The organism is Ligaoa zhengdingensis (assembly GCF_014384885.1).
GTDB lineage: Bacteria > Bacillota > Clostridia > Oscillospirales > Ruminococcaceae > Ligaoa > Ligaoa zhengdingensis.
Map to the genome: position 1 here is coordinate 1 of NZ_JACRST010000034.1, position 17,580 is coordinate 17,580.

Here is a 17,580-nt window from a genome sequence, read left to right on the forward strand (position 1 = left end):
GCACCCACTATATCCTCCTTCTGCCGGAAGTGTGCAGCAGCACCCTCCGGCTTGCTTGATTATTGTGAAAGTCCTTTGTTTTCGGTCAAAAAAAGAAGGGACTAAGCCAGAATGCCTTGGTTTTCAAGGTCTTTCTGATTTAGTCCTATTATCGCACAATAATCCTTGACGATGAGGGTTTCTACCTCGCCGTTTTCAATCATCCCCATGACCTGCTGCCATCCGGGACGGTTGAAGTTGGTCCCGGAGTAGCCATCGTCGTACAGAAAGAGGGTGTTTGTGAAACCTTTCTCCGCGGCGTACTTCTCCAGCAGAAGTTTTTGATTCTGGATGCTGTTGGAATCATCCGTCTTGTTTGCTTTCTGGGCATCCTCCTGGCTCAGCCGGCCATAGAGGATAGTGTATTTTTCGTTGCTTGCCATGTTACTCCTTTCCGGGCAAGCCGATACGGTATCAACAAACATACCGTATCTTCTGCCCAAAATCTATCCTTAAATCGAACCTTTTTCCAAATCGCTGTCAATGATTTGGAGCATCTGCTCCGTGGGCGTTTTCGCTTTCTCTGCGTTGGAGAAAATAGAGCGGACGAAAAACTTTCGTCCGCCCACAACCATCTCCCGGTGCAGCTCCAAGCCGTTGTCAGTTTCCCAATAGGATGCGTCACGAAAAATTGGTGTAACTGTGTTTTCATCTCCGCGTGCAATAACACGCTCCGGAATATAGCCGCCGATGATACCGGTTTCCTTATAGATTTCGAATTCGCTTTTCATTGAACTCCTTTCTCCCGAAACCAATTCGGGCACAAAAATAGCAGACCTCACATGGTCTGCTGCCAAGTCTGTTCTTCTTCGTGATCGTCCGCAGCGTGTCCCTGGGCGATCTTCTTTTGCTGCTCCTTACGGAGCGTTTTGCTGTCCATGTGGTGATGCCGCGTGGTCGCATCCATCACCGGAGCAGTTGACTGAGTCTGCTCCAGTCGCCGTCCAGCTTCCACCAGAGCAGAAGCAACGCTGCCACCGCCAGCGTCATCATAACTGTGACCACCGTCGGCCAGTCCCACTCTGGAAGTGACGGATGCAGTCTGGGCCTGGGCAGAGAAAAACGCTTCTCTTTCTGCTTCCCAGCCTGTTCTGCCATCTGTTCCAGATGCTTTACAGCTTTCAGCAGTTCGTCCATCTGTGTTTTGGTTGGGAGCTGCGTCAGAAACTCGCTGGCCTTCTCCATTAGTCCAGTCTGCTTCTCCGAGTGGTACTCCAGTGTGTAGAGGTAGTCCATCAGTTCCTCCCATTCCTCTTTCGTGGGATGCACTTCGGGAGAAGGGGTCTGCTCCTGTGCCGGGAGCATCGTAGTTGTCTGCGCCTGCGGTGTTGGTGTCGGCTGATGGAGCCGCTTCAGCTCCTCCATAGATAATTTCTGCCCTGATCCTGAATTCACGTTCCATAGCCTCCTTCAGATATTTCTTATCGAATAGTTTGATGTCCCTGGCCTTCATGCCGTTAGGATGGGTGTAAGTGATGCTGCGCCGGGCGTCCTCCCAACGCACCTGATACCCCAGCTTGTTCATGTTGCGGATGAATTCCTCTTTGCTGCCGCTGCGTTTCATGCAGTCATCTATGGCGCACATGATCTGCATTTTCCAACTCTCACCTCTGGCGGCGGAGCGGTACTCTCTGGCACCCATGCCGTCGGACTTCGTTTGTGTGTCTTTCAGAACAGAGAATCCATGCGCTTCGCAGAGTTCGTCTGAAAGAGTACGGAGCCACTGTAATGTACCCTTCTCCTGACGGAGCATCCGCCCGCTCTGATGGCAGACGGCGTTGACCAGGAAGTGAGAATGGATGTGCGGCTTGTCGATGTGGGTGGTGACCAGTACCTCGCTGTCCGGCCAGGCTTTGGCGGCGAACTCCACTGCCAGTTCGTGGGCCTGCTGGGGTGTGATGTTCTCGTTCGGATGGAAAGCCTGGGTGTAGTGATAAAACCAGACGGGACTTTCTTTGTGGTGCGCTTCCCGCGTAGCAACAAATTCATGGAAGGCCATCTGCGGTGTGCAGTTGAGGCCACTGATGAGACGCTGGCCGTCATCCATCAGCGTTTTCTCGTCCTGCTTCACATAGGCCTCCACATTTTTGAGGACGGTAATGCTCTGAGAACTGTAGCGAACAAAATTGACCGTTGCCATGTCAGCGCCGCTCCTGTTCCGCCAGTTCACACAGACCGATATAGTTTTTCTCCAGTGCGGAGAACACGCTGTCCAGATCGACAACTGAGACACGGCCCTCATGGGCCAGAATGGTCAGTTGATTGAGGCTGCGTCCAATGCCTTTGAACTCGTGGGTCTGTTCCTTGAGTCCCTCCACCACCACGACCTTGTGCCGCAGAGCCGCCGCGCGGACATAAGCGCTGACGCTCATGTGAGCTTGATCTGCTTTGGTTTTGATACGTTCATAGTCCTCCGGGGTGACCCGGAATGTGATGCGAATATCCTTGTTCATTTGATTCCTCCTGCCCGTAAAAATAGGGGGTTGGACTTAGCCCATTGAAACGCGCCGACCGACAATGTCGGACAGGCGCTCTGCTTGCCCTCTCTAAAGAGAGGTTTTCTGCGCCGGAAACTTGCGTTTTGTACTTCGGCCACAAACAGCCCAAAACGGCGCTTCTTTTCCCAGCGGGGAGTTTACTCGCCAAGCCCAGAAACCTCCCGCAAACCACCGCACAGAGCCCCGACAGGGTCAACAGGGTCGACCGCCGGGACACCCTGGGCATCGTCACTTTCGGCACGGCGCAGCTCGATGAGCCGCTTTCCATTGCTGCGGCCACCACTCCGGAAATGCCGATTTTGCATAGTGCGTCAAGGTTTTGCAGAATCAGACGGGACACTTTCTTGGGTGAGATGCGTTCCACACCGGCAGGGACGATCTTCTCGGACAGTTCCGTGGGAGTGCCGATAAATTCCATGCGGCTACGCATCAGTTCAGAGATGAGATAAACGATCCGGTCCCCCAACAACTCCGGCTGCGTCCGGCTGTCCGCCACCAACTCCCACACATTTTCGCTGTTGCGTTCCAGCGTCAGTTCCCGGTACTCGATATCACGACCGATGCAGGACAGCTTCGCCTTGCCGCTGCCGCGCCGGTCCTCCACCAGTGTGAAGCTGGAATCCACCGCACCGCTGATAGCCGTCGTACCGGAGATGCGGCTGAACACATCGTCAGCACTTTCTTTGCGCAGGTGGTGGATCAGCAGGATGGCGATGCCGTGGGTATCCGCGATTCGTTTCAGTGCGGAGAGGTCGCGGTAGTCGTTGGCGTAGGTGTTGTCGTAGTTGGTGCCACGGATCATCTGTAGGTGTCGATGATGACCAGCACTGTATCAGGATGCTCAGACAGGAAGGTGCAGAGTTGTTCCTCCAGACCTTTGCCGAGGATGTCACTTCCGGTAGAGAAGTGAACATTAGCGGGAGCGTCCTCCGTGATCTCGAACAGTCGATTCTGAATACGGAGGGTGGAATCTTCCAGACAGAGGTAAAGGGTAGTGCCCTGTTTGACGGGCATCCCCCAGACTGGTTCCCCCTTGGCTACCATGACGGAGAGCCACAGCGCCAGCCAGGACTTGCCCACCTTGGGCGAGCCTGCAAGGACGTGCAGGCCCTGGGACAGCAGCGTGTCCACCGCGAAGTTCAGCGGCTTGAGCGGAAGGCTCATCAGGCTCTCGCCGTCGATGGTTTGCAGTCGGTTTTCTTTTTGCAATTTTGATACCTCCAGATAAAAAGATAAGGGCAGGAACCACGCCCGCATCGTGGTTCTTGTCCTTTCACTTGATTATTCTCTGGATTTTGATATAATGAGACTGTCGCAAGACAGTATCTAAAAACATATAGGACAGGAGGGCGAAAAAATGCCGCTGGGAATACAGCAGAATAACAGCTTCATCAAGCTTACTATCGACGTCTGGCAGGACAAGGTGTTTTATAATGAGCAGGAATATCCGGCTGGTTATTTCGCTGCGGCTGTTCTGAACATCTCCGGGGATGAGATCATGGAGCTGATGGAAGCGGGCAGCGCCATCCTGGCTCATCACCGAACTGTTGTGTCCGGGAACAAAAGAAAACTCGGTGCGCTGCTCCCCGCACTGAAAGCTGACCTTCTTCGTTTGGCTGAGCTGCTGTGGAAGTACCCACCCTTTTGCTTCAACGACAAAGAGCAGGAGCGGCATCTGATCGAGGTGATGCTTGCACCGGAAACGCTCAATGATATTTCCCGATACGGTTCTCCGGCCAGAGACTTTTTCCTGCGGTATCTGGATGCCATCGTTCGTATCCCAGCGGCCATCTACCACTTCACATACGCGGGCTGCTATTTTGAGGCAGCTTACTTGCGGAGGCTCAAGAAACGCAGCGAGACCTATCTTGCAGTTGCTGCCCATGACTGCTTTAACAGTGAACTATTCTGGAGCGCCATGCATGATTTGCAGGCGCAGGATGTTGAGCCGTTCACCATCACACCGGACTTGAGATCCTCTTATGTCTTTGCCCGGCACCCGAAGCAGGAAAAGGAAATGGTTTTTGTGAACCGGTATTTCTTTGACAGTGCCATCAGCTTCTTCACCTTTGATCTGATGAACGGTCTGCACCATAGCCATGCTCCCAGCCAATGCCGGGGCTGCGGGAAATACTTCCTGACCACTAACGGCCATATGCCGAAATACTGCGACGGCATCGCACCCCAGGATCCCCGCATGACCTGCCGGCAGTACGGTGCCATGATGCAGCAGAAAGAAAAGAACAAACAGCATCCCGTCTACCGCCTGTTTTCCACTCGCACCAATACCATCCGTAAGCATCACCAGAGAGGGAAAATCTCTGATGAGCTGCGCCGGGAGGCGCTCTATGTGGCGGAGTGCTATCGGGACAAGGCGCTGATGGATAATGACTACGCCGCCAACGGCTATGAGCAGGACATGGAGCAGGAACATGTCTATGCGGAAGCCAGAAAACGCTTGAAGTAAGAAAGGGGGCTGCCCCATGTCAATGAATATGTTCGCTGTTGCCGGGGACTGCCCCGGCAACGAAGAACTGGCCCTGCAGATACAGGCCGGAGATAAGAATGCCGCTGAGCTGCTTATCTCACAGAACGAAGGGTACATCACGGAGCTGGCTTTGAAGCACAGCGAGTGGTGTGACCTGGAGGATCTGAAGCAGGAGGGCGCAATGGCGCTCCTGGAAGCAGCGAAGCGGTTTGATCCTTCACGCGGAACAAAGCTGCTGACCTACGCAACGCCAGCCATGGAATCGGCCATGTTGGACTATGGTGCCCATGACTCGCTCACCATCAGCATCCCGCCCAGTCGTTACCATCAGCTTCGTAGGGTGGCTCATGTCTGCGCCGAAGCGCAGGACGAACCCGAGCCTGCGCTCATGGATGCTGTTTGCAAGGAGTTGGCGGTATCTCAAAAAGTAGCGGCAGAGCTGCTGAAAGAATACCGGACGCTGTTCGGCATCCGACTTTTGGGCGATGATGTATTTGCTATCAGCTGCAGCGGTGACCCGGCCAGGGCCTATGACCGCTATATGCGCAGGGTGTTCCTGCACCAATTGATGGAGGAAGTTTTGAACCCCAGAGAGCTGAATCTGGTGCGCTGCTATCTCGGCATCGGCCAGCCGGACGAGGAAGGGATGACCTTTCAGGAGCTGGCGATCCGACTTAATTACAACGGGCCAAGCGGTGCGGAGAAAGCATACAAGACCGCGCTTCGTAAATTGAAGAAGGAACTGTACTCCGGCGCCTATGGACAGTGGCTCGAAATTCAGAAGGCCATCAACAAGGCCAGAGCAGAAGCGGAGGCTGATTCTGGGTATTACACAACACCTCAGACCACATGGCTGGATGATAAGAATCTGGCGGAGCGGTTTATCTGTGAGGTCGTTTCCCTGATTCGGATCCACGAGATATTCAGCGACGCATTAGATGAGGAACAAAAATAGCAGTACGGTGCCGGGGGTAGACCCGATACCGTACTGCTTTTTATTTGTCTCAGGACATAAAGTTGTTGTTACTTTCGCCGACTTAAATCCACTTCCAAACTCTTCTGTTTTGGAAAGTTAATTCATAGTAGTTTTTCGTAATACAGATTATATTTTTCCTATAGTCTATCCGAATTTTTACTATTAAAACCTATCCGCAGTTGCTTTCGATAGCTGTACGAGAGATTTTTGGTAATCTATAACGTATGAGCAATTGCTTTGCAAGAGGTATGATTATCCCAACAAATATTCACATACAGCTGCAATTCCAGCATTTTTTATTGTTCTGGCTCGTACATCTGCTACATACCTTGCCTGTTTTAACTTTTCTTCTGGCGCAGAGATCAAATCGCCAATAGTGTTAATCGAGATTTCATGCATCTTCCGCTTCTGCCAATCAGTTAACTCAAGCAAATCTATTGATTTATCCAACTGTTCCTTAAGCGCATCCGTTTCGCTTCCAACGATCTTACCCTGAACTCCTTGATATACAGGATAATTTGCACCATATTCGCTCATTCTTCTAATATCTGATGCATTGATTATTTTCATACCTGTTGCCGACGGAGTTGCTTCAGATGCCAGTAAACACCCGAGATTTATCATGTATCGTGTTCCAATCTCACTGCGGGTTGCACGTATTCCAGAGGCATCTTCATAAATCAATCCAGAATATTCAAGTATCCTCAATGCCTCTTTAACCTCGTGAGGAGCATTATTATGAATCCAAAAGTATGCCGTTGTTCCCTTACCATTACCATTCTCAATGAAATCATCATTTTTCTTCTTCAACTCTGGAAGAACTGTGGTTTCAAGAAAATCACGCCCCCACGCAATGAAATCCCTATATCCAGGATATCTGTCTGACAGTTTGGTATGTTCTGCCCAGAGTTTTTCTCGATAATAATCTCTAAAAACTTGGTTAACCGACTTTGAATCCATCTTTTCTGCCATGGAAACGCTTGTTAAAAGATATCGGGGATTTCCTGATGACGCATACGCGAGTAAAGTGAAATTTTCCCCATGCCTTGAAAGATTAGTCGCTAAACTACTATCATGAATCTGCTTTAATACCATTTGTTTCATAATGGATACATAGTTTGGGTCATTTACATTTCTAACCAAAGATACTTTGACAGCATCATGTACCGGCTCAAATGTTTCACCATAAACGGTTACTCCTGGATATACCGCTGCATTACATTTGATATAGGGCGATCTCAAATCCCTAAACAATGTAAAGAACTCTCTTTGTTGCTGCGGCAAAAATACATGTGCGGCTTCATCAATAAACAGAACAATACGCGAAATATCCAATTCTCCACATAAATCTTCCACTGTATTAAGAAAGTCATCTAAAGTCGGAATCTTAGTAACATCGATCAGTTCTCCCGGTGATTTCCATGACTCTTCAAAGGCTTTTGCAATATCATCGATTTTGCTTGATTCAATAGACTCTTCGCCGGCCAACAATGACAATCCACTGGATATGGGAGATAGTTTTCCTGTTTTTTTCAACGCTCTAAGAACCTCAGAGCAAATTCGGCTGAGCATCCAGTTTTGAAACTGTTCGGGATTTGATGTTTTAAGTAGGGAAGCTTTTCTAAATGTCAGGAACACTGGTAAGACTTTTTTCTCAGAGAATTCCTGAAGCATTTGAATCTCACTCATCTTAAACAGGAACGATTTTCCAACACCTCTGCTTCCGATTAACAAAACCGGAGAAGGTGCTTTAAGCTTATCTATAATGCTTTGCTCATATTCGGATGCTACATATAGCTCTGCTATTTGGTTGTTAGTTAACTCTTCGGTTCTAAAAATCAATTCACTCATATTAATCTACTCCTCCAAGGGAAAGTAACTGTTGGATTTCCGGCAATGTTCCCAAGTTGTCGGAAATAATTGACTCAAGCGCAGCAGTTGCCTCGGGCTTATTAAATATATGCCTAAATCTGATGAACAAAGCCATACAAATCAGATATTGTATGCTTGAAAAATACTCTATATACCGTTCGACGGCACTTTCGTCAAACAAAAGATTATCCGGTAGTGTGCTTAACTTCTCAAAATTACCATGTACGTACTCCGAACATTCTCTGTATACATTCTTTGCAATTGTGAGAAGTTCCACACTCCTAACCTCATCTAAATCCTCTGCATACACGCGGATAAATTGTGTTCCGAATATACCATTTTGATCGTCTACAATTTGCGTCCATGACATATCATATCGCCCAACTTGCCAGAGCTTATACCTATAATCGTTAGTTGACAACAAGATGGCAAATAACATATGCTCCAAAAATTGCCGCATAGTTGTTATTGCCTCCTTATAAAAGCCTTGAGCACACATATAAATCGAGTTTATGCATTCGGTTTGGGCTTCCTTAACTAAAATATAGCCTTGCAAGTTATCACAATAAGACACCCACTTATGCAGATCATCAGCAAAAGTAATACATTTACTGAGCGTTTCGAGTTTCCCAGAAGAATAAAGCAAATCGATGTTTTCTTTTGTCTTTCCGCATATCTTCTGTAGGGTTTCGTAATTTGTCATTTCAACATCTGCCTTTGTATCAGTTTTATCTTTTGCAATCCTATGTTTTAAACACTATCATTCATGTTTCTTGCCGTCAGAGCATACTGCTCACTACGCTCGTCAAATTCCATCCGGTAGACGGGGATTTTCCAAGAGGCTGCAATTTTTATTAGCCTTTCTGCATGGCGCGGAGCACAATTCATGCCAATGAAAATTTCTTTGGGTCTTGCTTCGATATATGGCATTCCTGCAGCAATAGCCCCTGTCGTACATCTGAACTCTTGTTCATAACTCCACGACGTATGCTTTAGATTACAGAGCAGGCATGCCATGAAAACAATTGTAAGATCGTCAAGGATTATTTCTTTGTTTCCTGATGTTGTCTGGCGATCAATCGTGTCTGCTGTTTTTTGCGCTTGGGTTTTCATCAAACTGGTAACATCCAAGCGAATATCCGTATACTGCACCGGAAAAGTACAACTGCTCAGACCAATATTTGCCTTCATATCATATGAAACACAAAATCCCGCATGGTTATTGCTATAATGGGCCCACATCGGCATGGACTGAATACCATTTGAGGTTAATGACGCAGCTTTAATGTAAGCGTTAAAACTATCAATAAACCTGCCTCCGTGCGGCTTCAGCCGCTCAATATCCGCCAGTTGTGTAGCATCATAGAAAAAGCCCTGGCCATCGAATGGGTCGTTAAAATCTTTTATATCCGACATATATATCTGACCGTCACTCAAAGTCTGAAACTTTTTCATGTTTGAAGTTTCGTTATCTGAAAGTGAATAATACTTATAAAGCACATCAGGAATATGCATTCTGGTGATCCGATATATGGTCTTAAATACCTCTGCTTTAACAGTACTATCATCGGACATATTTAAGATATGCAATGCCTTGAAATAATCCATAGGATGTTCCTTACGCCATTTTTCCAGCTCCCAGTTTCCTTCATCAACGGTTTCTGTCGGCAACTCAAAATGCAAATCTTCAATTTTCATAAGCGTTTCTCTCAAAACTCCTGCGTTAGCGGCACCCAATGCTCATCAGCCATATCCTCGGCAAACTCTGTATTGTTGATATAAAGCTGATTATCCTTATCCCGCACGAAGCCCCAATGCAGGTCGTGCTTGGCAGCATAAACCTTAAACGCATTGAACTTGTTCTCGATCTGACGGTCGATGTTTTTGTCCTGACCCCTGGCTTCGCCGCCCTTGGTTTCGATAATCCAGACGGTGCCATCCTTTTTCATTACAATGTAATCAGCGTAGAAAAGCCACTGTTTCTGGATTCCGTCCACATAGACAATGGAAAAATACTGCTGCCCGGTATCGCCGTTCTTATATACCCATTCAATGTCGTCTCTGCCCTCACAATGCCGCTCAAACAGCATTTCGCTGGTGCTGCGAACAAGGCTGGTTGCAAAGCCGGAGGTGTATTCATGGTAAGCATTGGACAGGTATTCCACTTCGCCCTTGACATTGGGATCGTAACGGAAGAAATCCTGCTCCGGGATACGGAAAGTGCTTTTCTTCGGGTGCATTTGCATGCTCATCTGTACTGTCATCTGCGCCGTAACCTCGCGGAATTCTTCTTTCAGCTTGTGCTGGTTGTTGATGACAAAAGCATAAAACTCCGCTGTTTCCAGGGCAAGCAGCTTTCTTCCGGAAGCGCCGCCCTTTCGGAACAAGCGCTCAAGAATCGTTTTCACCTTGTTCTGTGCCATGCCGATAGAGCTCTTGATGGCATCAACGCTATGCATGAGCTGCATACCATGCTTATGGGTGTCAATGCGCTTATGGGTCGTGATATAGTTGTGGCTGTCTGCCAATGCCGAAGTGCGCACAAATTCCCCCTGCAAAGCCTGTCCGTGAATTTCTGCACCGAAGATGTATCCGGCATCGGCCAGGAGCATTTGATTTTGTTTCTTGTCGCTGCTCAGATGATACTTGGCAACCAATGCTTCGTAAATCTTGATGAGCACCTCGCGCTCACCCAGGCCGTCAAAGTCCATATCCCGGACTTCTTTCTCCAGTGTGAAGGTCTTACACTTATCCTTCAGAAATAGACGGCGGGTTTCATAAGCTTTATCAATGCTGGACAGCAGACCGGCCTTATACTTCTCGTCGAAGGTGTACACATAGCAGAAGTCCAGCAGATCATCTTCATAATGCTTTGCTTCGGGCATACGGCGGATACGGCCGATGGTCTGGATTTCAAAGCCCTCATTCATGCCTTCACGCAGCTTCACCAGAATCTTTGCGCGGGGACAGTCCCAGCCGGTGCTGATGGCCTGCTTCATCAGCAGAAACACCGGGGTGGCATCATTCTCGGTCAGATTGTCAGGTAAGTCACGCTTGTCCTCGCTCATCCAGATACTGACCATGCCGTTGTCATAGGTATAGCCCATGCTTTCCAGCTTGGCTTCCACTGCACGGATGGTTTCCGGCTGACCGTTGGGGAACTGAATCAGCACCAAAGGCCGGATGCTTTTACCCAGTTCCTTGTACCGAGCAGCAATCGCCTTGCGCTTGGCATCGGCCAAGTCCAAAAGGCACTCGTAATCATTGGTGATCTCCATGCCGTCCACCAGTCCCTCATTCACATAGAGGGCCTTGGTGATCAGACCGGCATTGATAACATCCACTTCGTCAATTTCAAAATACTCATACCGCTTGTTCTCCACGGCAGTAGCACTGACACGAATGATGTTCTTAGCGGAGAAAGCATCAATGATGGTCTTTGCTTTTGCGGTGTTGTTGGAGTGTTCCTCGTCAATGATAACGATAAATTCCGTTCCGGCACGGTGTGCTTCCGCAATGCGGTCAAAGAGATTCTTCCGCTCGCTGTCCCGGATGGCGGTATTACCCTTCTTCGTCACCAGCTCCCAGTTAATGAAGGTGGTGCTTTCGGCATCGAAGCCATTCTGGAGGGCATCGAACAGGTTCTGGGTATAGCGGTGGGGTGCGAACTTCCGCATCTTCTGACGGCTCTGTTCTTCCAGATCGCCCTTGCCGGGGCACAACCAGATAAAAGCGGTGCGGCTGTTGACCTTGGTCAGGTATTCTTCGATGAAGTCAATCAGAATGATGGTCTTACCGGAGCCGGTGGGAGATTTCACAATAACAGTCTGCTTAGAGCGGCTGTCGGTTACGATATCCAGCAGCTTGATGACCGCCTTTTCCTGAAAATCAAATAGATTGATGTTGATACCGCTTACCATGTTTCGCCCACCTCCTTCAGTTCAAAGTTAAAGTAATAGTCGGGAATGGTGTGAATTTCCACACCTGTAAAGAGTGCGTTCTGCTCCGTGGTGAACAGAACTTCCTTGGAAGCATAGATGGCCCTTACGCCCTCGTATTCACTCCAATGTGCCTGCAATTCGTCGGCTTCTTCGTCGCTCATAACCATCAGATACTGGCTGCCGTCGATTTTAACACCATGCTCCAACTGAATCATTTCCCGGATGTGTTCCAAAAGAGCATCAGACAAATACTCCTCATCTTTTGCAATAAAATCCGTCTGATAGAACAACAGGTTTGCAGCAATGCCTTCCACGGTGATAGGTTTACTGAGACCATAGAGATACACATGTCCATTTTTGATTTCCGTCGAGAACTTATGGAACTCTCCTTCGTGGTCAGCCTTTTCACTGACTATTTCATCATATATGGTAGGTTTTTTAAGGCCTGACATTGTAATTTTTCTGTCCAACAAGACTGTGCACGCCTGATTATTGTATGCATAAATGCTTCCATCAGGTCTTTTGCCGGAGATAATTGTGCTTACGCGAGGATATGTAACAGAATCACAAATGTTGTTCTCGTTATTGGTGCAGAGAATGAAGCGCCGGGTTCCATTGTCCTCGCGGTTCAATTCAAGCACAGCTTGTGCTGTAGTTCCCGATCCAGCAAAAAAGTCTAAGATAAGACTATCAGATTTAGAGACTCTATGCAAAACTTCCTTTATCAATGCTACTGGCTTCGGGAAAGGAAAATCCACTTTGCGGTCAAATACTTTTTTAATATCTTTAGATCCGGCTGATGTTAGAAATTTGTTATCCGCCCAAATTGTAGGAATACTACTTGCTGCCGTCTTAAAACCAACAACCTCAAGCGTAGGAATCAATTCATTCGGCTGATAGGTTTCCAACTCTCCGTTTTCAATTTGCTCGATAATACCACCGGACAAATACTGAATAGTATATCTATTCTTTCCCTTCTTGTTGGGTACGACTTTGATATAGCCTAAATCCCAATTCTGTTTCAGTTTTTCTGAAATCAACCGCCAAACACAAGCATCACCCTTTTGCGTGATAGGCCAAATCGCAACCGTCCCTTCTGGTGCTTCGCTGTAGTCAAACTGAAAGTCTGCTTTTTCGCCAGTATAGCTACCATCATCTATACGTTCCTGCAAAGACTTGCCACACCCAACAATTCTTCCATCCATATCGACAAAAATAGGATATGCTTGATTGGGTCGCTGCGTCTGATTGAATCCTGAGAGATTCATGCCATGATACGGTGTGCTGTAATCCTTTTTTTCAGAGGCAAGTTCAAATGGCTCAAATTCAGGGGGGGTAATGAACACAATGTATTCCTGAACATAGGTGAAGCCGTTTTGCACAGCGTTGCCGCTTGATGTTTGAATAGTTACACAAACTACATTTTTAGTGGAGAACATTTCTTGACAAAGGGACATTAGATTGTTTACTTCCTGATACCCAATGCTGATTGCCATAACGCCGTCTTTGCTCAGTAGTTCTCCTGCAATCTGTAGGCGCTCAGCCATAAATGAAAGCCATTTGCTATGCTGAAATCCATCGGTAGCATCAATTCGCTTATCATCATAGATGAAATCCTTGTTTTTCGTGTTGTATGGAGGATCGATGTAGATTACATCAATTTTGCCACGATGGGTCTTACTAAGCAAATGAAGTGAATGCAGGTTATCTCCTTCCAAAATGAAGTTATAACCCTGGCCAGGTGCCGCAGTGATTTCCCGCTCCGGCACCTCAGTGAACACGGGAATATTATCCCGCATCATCACATCCACGGCTTCTTCATGCTGCTCCCACACAAGGCCATACTTCTTGGAGGTCAACTCGCTTTCAATCTCACCCAAGGCAATGAGCATATCGTCATCATCCCGGTGCTCGTCCTTTATTTTCTGCAAGAACGCCAGCATGCGCTCTCGTTTCAATTGAGATAGGTTAGGCATTCTTATTCCTCCTGCGCAAGACCGAGCATCTGCTCCACTTCTTTATGGTTTTCATTTACTTTGTCCAGAAACAACGCACGCAAGCTATCTAATGTCAGATCCAGTTTATCAATGTTTCCATCTTGGGCATCACTGTTTACCAGAAGATAGAACTTATCGATTAAAGCTGCAAGTCTGCTCTGCACCTCTGGAGAAGCGGAACGATACACTTCGTTCAGATGCTCCATATCAGAGGAGAACAAGTCAGCAGCGATGATTGCAGTTCCAGCAGTACAGTTTTCTTCTGTATGAATTCCGTACACACTCACACTATCTGTCCTACTAACATTTGTATAGAACGACTCCGTAATTGCCCTAATTCGAGCCACATCGCTAAAGCTAAGATGACTTCCACACTTAGGACACTTATCTACACCATACTCATTGTTGGTAAAGTCTACGCGGAAAGCCTTGCCGCAGGAACGGCATTTCAATTCAATATACATATTAATCTCCACTTCGGCATTCATATTATTCCACAATGCGGTACTTCTGCTGTTTACCGGAGCCTTCCTTAATCAGGAGTCCTTTTTCGACCATATCCCGCAGAATCAAAATAGCGGTCGCCTGAGATACTTTCAACTCAGCTTCCACATCTTTGCGAATGATGTATCCCTGCTTTTCGGCCAAACGGAGCAGTATTTCCTGCCGTTCTGCTTTATCAGCGACCTTCAATAGGGCTGTAGCGGTTACATCTTTTCGAGCACCTGCATAGTTGATGTTAGGTAGTGTAATTTTGAAGGCGTTATCTGTAACCTCAAACTGCGGCTTTACAGCGCAGTCGGCGTAGCTCTCATTAATTTTTAGAATACCAGTGCCGTAAGCTTCAATCAACTTCAGACGATAGAATACATTAGCCAGATTCTGATTTCGGAGCGCAGATATTCCCAACATAATATCATCAAATGTCAGGCCACGAACCAGACCACCAATGGTCACAAACTCAATGCGGTCATCGAAGATGCTGATCAGCGTGGAGCCGCTGAAGCTGTAATCACGATGGGTGATGGCATTGAGCAATGCTTCGCGTAACGCTTCGCTGGGGTAATCTCGCCTGTCAATGCGTTCCAGCCCTTCAAATTCCGCGCGGGTACGGTTGAACTGATCAATGTAGGAATAGGCATCCTCCAACTGCGTGAGCAAAGAGCCGCTCAACTCCTTGCGGTCACGGAACACGCTTTTCTTGCTGCCATCAAATACAGCCAGTTTGATGGTATGAACGCATTGATCAGATAGCAGCATACCAAGGTTGGTGTAGGTACCGTCGGAGCCGATGATGTTCAGCGTGCGCTTCTGCTGATCTCCAAAAGGAAGACTACGCTTTGCAAAATAACTTTCCGCTTTTTCAAAGGTCAACTGCTGATTGATGGAACGAGCATCCTCGTAACGGTCACCACTGGTTTCCTTGATCATGTTCAGAATAGCAGTTTCCGAAGCGGGAACGGAGGAAGCGCTCTGGCGTACATATACGCCCTCTGGGCGGATGCCTTTTCCAGCGAGATAATATGGGCGGGCAGTACCTCTCTGCACCGTCAAAACCACAACGGGCTTTTCTTCGATGGTTTCGATGGCACACTCGGTAAACATGGTAACATCAGGACGAATGGAATCTCGAATCATGTTTGTAATCCGAAGCATGGTTGCATCGGTGTTTTCGACACCATGGACACTTCCGTCATCATTAACGCCAATATAAATCTTTCCGCCATCCGTATTCGCAAAGGCAACTACTGTGTATTTGATATCATCCATGTATTCACGCTTAAACTCTGTGGTCTTATTCTCAATCATAAAACAGCCTCCGTTCTAACAAGCCTTTCTAATAATTATTATAACAATTATCAGAAAGAAATCAAGAGCGAAAAGAAGAAAGTCTTATTATATTCTGTCATCAGGCGGTAGGTGTATGATGGCTACCTTAGGTATGTATATTAATTAGAAGAATATAAAAAATAGCTGCAAGCCATCAAAATGATGACTTGCGGCTATTTCATTTGTTCCGTACCGGTAGTGCCCTTGGGGGTTCAGTTTGTTTCCCTATAAGATGGAGCACTTGGGAATGGCCTTGTTTCAAACCTGAGCAAGCGCTGCAATCTGGTTCAAGCGCCCAGTGAGCTCTGTCACCTGTGCCTGAAGCTGTTCCACTTCTCTTCGGAAGTCCGACAATTGAGCTTGCAGTTGCTTGAGCTGATCGGCACAGGGTTCAAAGGTTTCGTCCTCTAAGTCGTTGAGCCCTGCTCGGCGGATGATTGCGGGATAATCTTGAAACGCGTAATCACGGTCACATGGGCCGGTCACCCCCGGGCAGGTGCCGCCATTTCCAATATATTGCCACATTCCATAAAATTCGTCGTAATTCACTGTTGTACTATAGTCCGCAATCCACAGGTCAAACGGCTTGAGTCTGTCCGCTTCCAGATGCGTCTGGATAAAATACGGATAGGAATACCACATGGCGTAATAACCGAGCTGCTGCACTTCTTCACAAAAAGCGATAACTGTATCGGTCAGCTCCTCACGCCCCAGGTTGATGAGCGCCGCGGTCTGTGTCTCCTCCACGTCAAATACGATGGGATAGGTGATTTTCCCCACAAAGCGGCGTGCGGTCTCAACCGCTTGCTGTGCCGCCTTTTTAGCTGCCTGTTCACTTGTACAATAGCTATAGACATAAAGCCCTACGCCCAATCCAGCGGCGGCGGCGCGGATCACCGAATCCTCCAGACTCTCATCCTCAACAATTTCCCCCTCATATCCCGCCCATCCGATGCGAATCATAATCCCCCGTACACCGGAATTGTACACCCTTTGAAAGTCAATTCTTCCCCTGCGGGTGTTGTGCACCGAAATATCAATCACCGGAATCCTTTCCATTTGCCGCTTCTCTCCCTTCTACATCTCTTGCCACTACAATCACGGCGGTCTTCCCATGCTTTCGCCATTTTAACTTATGCCTTACGCGGCTTGATTGACACAGCATTCCGACTATCTGAATGTCCTACGGGAATACTATCCATGCGGCCAGTGGGGCTCATCCGCCACACGCCGCATAAAGCGATTCCGCCTATGTGGAAAGGAGAGTACCTAGATGAAAAACTATGCAAACGGTCCCGAAATACCGATGGGGCTCGGAATGGCCTTAGCGCAGAATGCGCCCGCGATGAACCACTTTTCTGCTCTGCCTGACGACCAGAAACAGCGCATCATCGAACATACCCATCAAATTCAGTCAAAGGAACAGATGCAGCAGTTTGTTCAAAAGTTGGCCAATAACCAAATCGACTTATTCTAAAGTTTTCCCCCTGTGCACCGGGGGGAATTTTTAATCTTTAAAACTGTGGTTCTGTTCAATTGGGTCTTGACTTTTTCCAGAAAATATAGGATAATAAATATCAGTCTCGCGGGCGTAGTTTAGTGGCAAAACATCAGCTTCCCAAGCTGAGGTTGTGGGTTCGATTCCCATCGCCCGCTCCAACAAAACAGACCGGTATTTTCTTTAACGGGAAATGCCGGTCTGTTTTTATTTTTTAACCATCATTAGGTACCGCTGAGTTAAAGCCTGTTCTTTATAAAAAACATCCCGCACGAATTTTCGTGCGGGATGTTTTTCTTTTGGAGGCGCCGACCGGAATCGGACCGGTGAATCAGAGTTTTGCAGACTCGTGCCTTACCGCTTGGCTACGGCGCCACACCCTATATTATTCAAAAGGGCATCTAGTTTATTCCACTAAATGCCCTCTCTTCTCTCTGGAGC

General features: G+C 47.7%; 17 protein-coding genes and 2 tRNA genes. 4 read left to right on the forward strand and 15 right to left on the reverse strand.

Annotation, left to right across the window (positions count from 1 at the left end; all coding sequences use genetic code 11):
• Positions 1-101: 101 nt before the first annotated feature.
• From H8711_RS12380 to H8711_RS12405, 6 genes are all read right to left on the reverse strand, one after another.
• Positions 102-422, reverse strand: a complete 321-nt coding sequence (locus tag H8711_RS12380; RefSeq protein ID WP_249283741.1) for a recombinase family protein — start codon at positions 420-422, stop codon at positions 102-104.
• 69 nt (positions 423-491) lie between these two features.
• A complete protein-coding gene (locus tag H8711_RS12385; protein ID WP_249283742.1) occupies positions 492-770 on the reverse strand; it encodes a hypothetical protein in 279 nt (92 codons plus the stop codon).
• 47 nt (positions 771-817) lie between these two features.
• Positions 818-2,179, reverse strand: coding sequence for a relaxase/mobilization nuclease domain-containing protein (locus tag H8711_RS12390; protein ID WP_249283743.1), 1,362 nt, complete (start codon positions 2,177-2,179; stop codon positions 818-820).
• Between the two features lies 1 nt (position 2,180).
• On the reverse strand, positions 2,181-2,492 hold the full coding sequence (locus tag H8711_RS12395; protein ID WP_249283744.1) for a plasmid mobilization protein: 312 nt from the start codon (positions 2,490-2,492) through the stop codon (positions 2,181-2,183).
• The gene (locus H8711_RS12400) at positions 2,443-3,339 is read right to left on the reverse strand and encodes a P-loop NTPase family protein (RefSeq protein ID WP_249283745.1); all 897 of its coding nucleotides are present in this window, start codon (positions 3,337-3,339) and stop codon (positions 2,443-2,445) included. Before H8711_RS12400 ends, H8711_RS12395 begins: the two co-directional genes overlap by 50 nt.
• The gene (locus tag H8711_RS12405) at positions 3,336-3,746 is read right to left on the reverse strand and encodes an AAA family ATPase (RefSeq protein WP_249283746.1); all 411 of its coding nucleotides are present in this window, start codon (positions 3,744-3,746) and stop codon (positions 3,336-3,338) included. Before H8711_RS12405 ends, H8711_RS12400 begins: the two co-directional genes overlap by 4 nt.
• Before the next feature lie 148 nt (positions 3,747-3,894).
• Here H8711_RS12405 and H8711_RS12410 point away from each other — a divergent pair, with 148 nt between their 5' ends.
• Positions 3,895-5,004: a DUF6076 domain-containing protein gene (locus tag H8711_RS12410; protein ID WP_249283747.1), complete on the forward strand. Its 1,110-nt coding sequence runs from the start codon at positions 3,895-3,897 to the stop codon at positions 5,002-5,004.
• 16 nt (positions 5,005-5,020) lie between these two features.
• A complete protein-coding gene (locus H8711_RS12415; protein WP_249283748.1) occupies positions 5,021-5,980 on the forward strand; it encodes a sigma-70 family RNA polymerase sigma factor in 960 nt (319 codons plus the stop codon).
• Positions 5,981-6,253: 273 nt separating this feature from the next.
• Here H8711_RS12415 and H8711_RS12420 read toward each other — a convergent pair whose 3' ends face one another.
• From H8711_RS12420 to H8711_RS12455, 8 genes are all read right to left on the reverse strand, one after another.
• Positions 6,254-7,852, reverse strand: coding sequence for an ORC-CDC6 family AAA ATPase (locus tag H8711_RS12420; RefSeq protein WP_249283749.1), 1,599 nt, complete (start codon positions 7,850-7,852; stop codon positions 6,254-6,256).
• A 1-nt stretch (position 7,853) separates the two neighbouring features.
• Complete coding sequence (locus tag H8711_RS12425) at positions 7,854-8,576, reverse strand: hypothetical protein (RefSeq protein ID WP_249283750.1); 723 nt, start codon at positions 8,574-8,576, stop codon at positions 7,854-7,856.
• A 47-nt stretch (positions 8,577-8,623) separates the two neighbouring features.
• A complete protein-coding gene (locus tag H8711_RS12430) occupies positions 8,624-9,571 on the reverse strand; it encodes a DUF2971 domain-containing protein (protein WP_249283751.1) in 948 nt (315 codons plus the stop codon).
• An 11-nt stretch (positions 9,572-9,582) separates the two neighbouring features.
• Positions 9,583-11,793, reverse strand: coding sequence for a DEAD/DEAH box helicase (locus H8711_RS12435; protein WP_249283752.1), 2,211 nt, complete (start codon positions 11,791-11,793; stop codon positions 9,583-9,585).
• Positions 11,787-13,790, reverse strand: coding sequence for a site-specific DNA-methyltransferase (locus tag H8711_RS12440; RefSeq protein WP_249283753.1), 2,004 nt, complete (start codon positions 13,788-13,790; stop codon positions 11,787-11,789). The genes H8711_RS12435 and H8711_RS12440 overlap by 7 nt, the downstream gene beginning before the upstream one ends.
• A gap of 2 nt (positions 13,791-13,792) precedes the next feature.
• A complete protein-coding gene (locus tag H8711_RS12445) occupies positions 13,793-14,299 on the reverse strand; it encodes an FmdB family zinc ribbon protein (RefSeq protein ID WP_249283754.1) in 507 nt (168 codons plus the stop codon).
• 1 nt (position 14,300) lies between these two features.
• A complete protein-coding gene (locus H8711_RS12450) occupies positions 14,301-15,620 on the reverse strand; it encodes an RNA-binding domain-containing protein (protein ID WP_249283755.1) in 1,320 nt (439 codons plus the stop codon).
• Between the two features lie 279 nt (positions 15,621-15,899).
• On the reverse strand, positions 15,900-16,700 hold the full coding sequence (locus tag H8711_RS12455; protein WP_249283756.1) for a GH25 family lysozyme: 801 nt from the start codon (positions 16,698-16,700) through the stop codon (positions 15,900-15,902).
• 214 nt (positions 16,701-16,914) lie between these two features.
• Here H8711_RS12455 and H8711_RS12460 point away from each other — a divergent pair, with 214 nt between their 5' ends.
• Both H8711_RS12460 and H8711_RS12465 read left to right on the forward strand, forming a co-directional pair.
• Positions 16,915-17,118: a hypothetical protein gene (locus H8711_RS12460; RefSeq protein WP_249283757.1), complete on the forward strand. Its 204-nt coding sequence runs from the start codon at positions 16,915-16,917 to the stop codon at positions 17,116-17,118.
• 108 nt (positions 17,119-17,226) lie between these two features.
• Positions 17,227-17,300, forward strand: a tRNA-Gly gene (locus tag H8711_RS12465).
• Between the two features lie 139 nt (positions 17,301-17,439).
• Here H8711_RS12465 and H8711_RS12470 read toward each other — a convergent pair.
• A tRNA-Cys gene (locus H8711_RS12470) sits at positions 17,440-17,514 on the reverse strand.
• Between the last annotated feature and the right edge of the window lie 66 nt (positions 17,515-17,580).

Excerpts from the sequence above, each read along its gene's own strand:
- H8711_RS12380 (WP_249283741.1), bottom strand. The coding sequence starts at position 422 with ATGGCAAGCAACGAAAAATACACTATCCTCTATGGCCGGCTGAGCCAG.
- H8711_RS12385 (WP_249283742.1), bottom strand. The coding sequence starts at position 770 with ATGAAAAGCGAATTCGAAATCTATAAGGAAACCGGTATCATCGGCGGC.
- H8711_RS12390 (WP_249283743.1), bottom strand. The coding sequence starts at position 2,179 with ATGGCAACGGTCAATTTTGTTCGCTACAGTTCTCAGAGCATTACCGTC.
- H8711_RS12395 (WP_249283744.1), bottom strand. The coding sequence starts at position 2,492 with ATGAACAAGGATATTCGCATCACATTCCGGGTCACCCCGGAGGACTAT.
- H8711_RS12400 (WP_249283745.1), bottom strand. The coding sequence starts at position 3,339 with ATGATCCGTGGCACCAACTACGACAACACCTACGCCAACGACTACCGC.
- H8711_RS12410 (WP_249283747.1), top strand. The coding sequence starts at position 3,895 with ATGCCGCTGGGAATACAGCAGAATAACAGCTTCATCAAGCTTACTATC.
- H8711_RS12415 (WP_249283748.1), top strand. The coding sequence starts at position 5,021 with ATGTCAATGAATATGTTCGCTGTTGCCGGGGACTGCCCCGGCAACGAA.
- H8711_RS12420 (WP_249283749.1), bottom strand. The coding sequence starts at position 7,852 with ATGAGTGAATTGATTTTTAGAACCGAAGAGTTAACTAACAACCAAATA.
- H8711_RS12425 (WP_249283750.1), bottom strand. The coding sequence starts at position 8,576 with ATGACAAATTACGAAACCCTACAGAAGATATGCGGAAAGACAAAAGAA.
- H8711_RS12430 (WP_249283751.1), bottom strand. The coding sequence starts at position 9,571 with ATGAAAATTGAAGATTTGCATTTTGAGTTGCCGACAGAAACCGTTGAT.
- H8711_RS12435 (WP_249283752.1), bottom strand. The coding sequence starts at position 11,793 with ATGGTAAGCGGTATCAACATCAATCTATTTGATTTTCAGGAAAAGGCG.
- H8711_RS12440 (WP_249283753.1), bottom strand. The coding sequence starts at position 13,790 with ATGCCTAACCTATCTCAATTGAAACGAGAGCGCATGCTGGCGTTCTTG.
- H8711_RS12445 (WP_249283754.1), bottom strand. The coding sequence starts at position 14,299 with ATGAATGCCGAAGTGGAGATTAATATGTATATTGAATTGAAATGCCGT.
- H8711_RS12450 (WP_249283755.1), bottom strand. The coding sequence starts at position 15,620 with ATGATTGAGAATAAGACCACAGAGTTTAAGCGTGAATACATGGATGAT.
- H8711_RS12455 (WP_249283756.1), bottom strand. The coding sequence starts at position 16,700 with ATGGAAAGGATTCCGGTGATTGATATTTCGGTGCACAACACCCGCAGG.
- H8711_RS12460 (WP_249283757.1), top strand. The coding sequence starts at position 16,915 with ATGAAAAACTATGCAAACGGTCCCGAAATACCGATGGGGCTCGGAATG.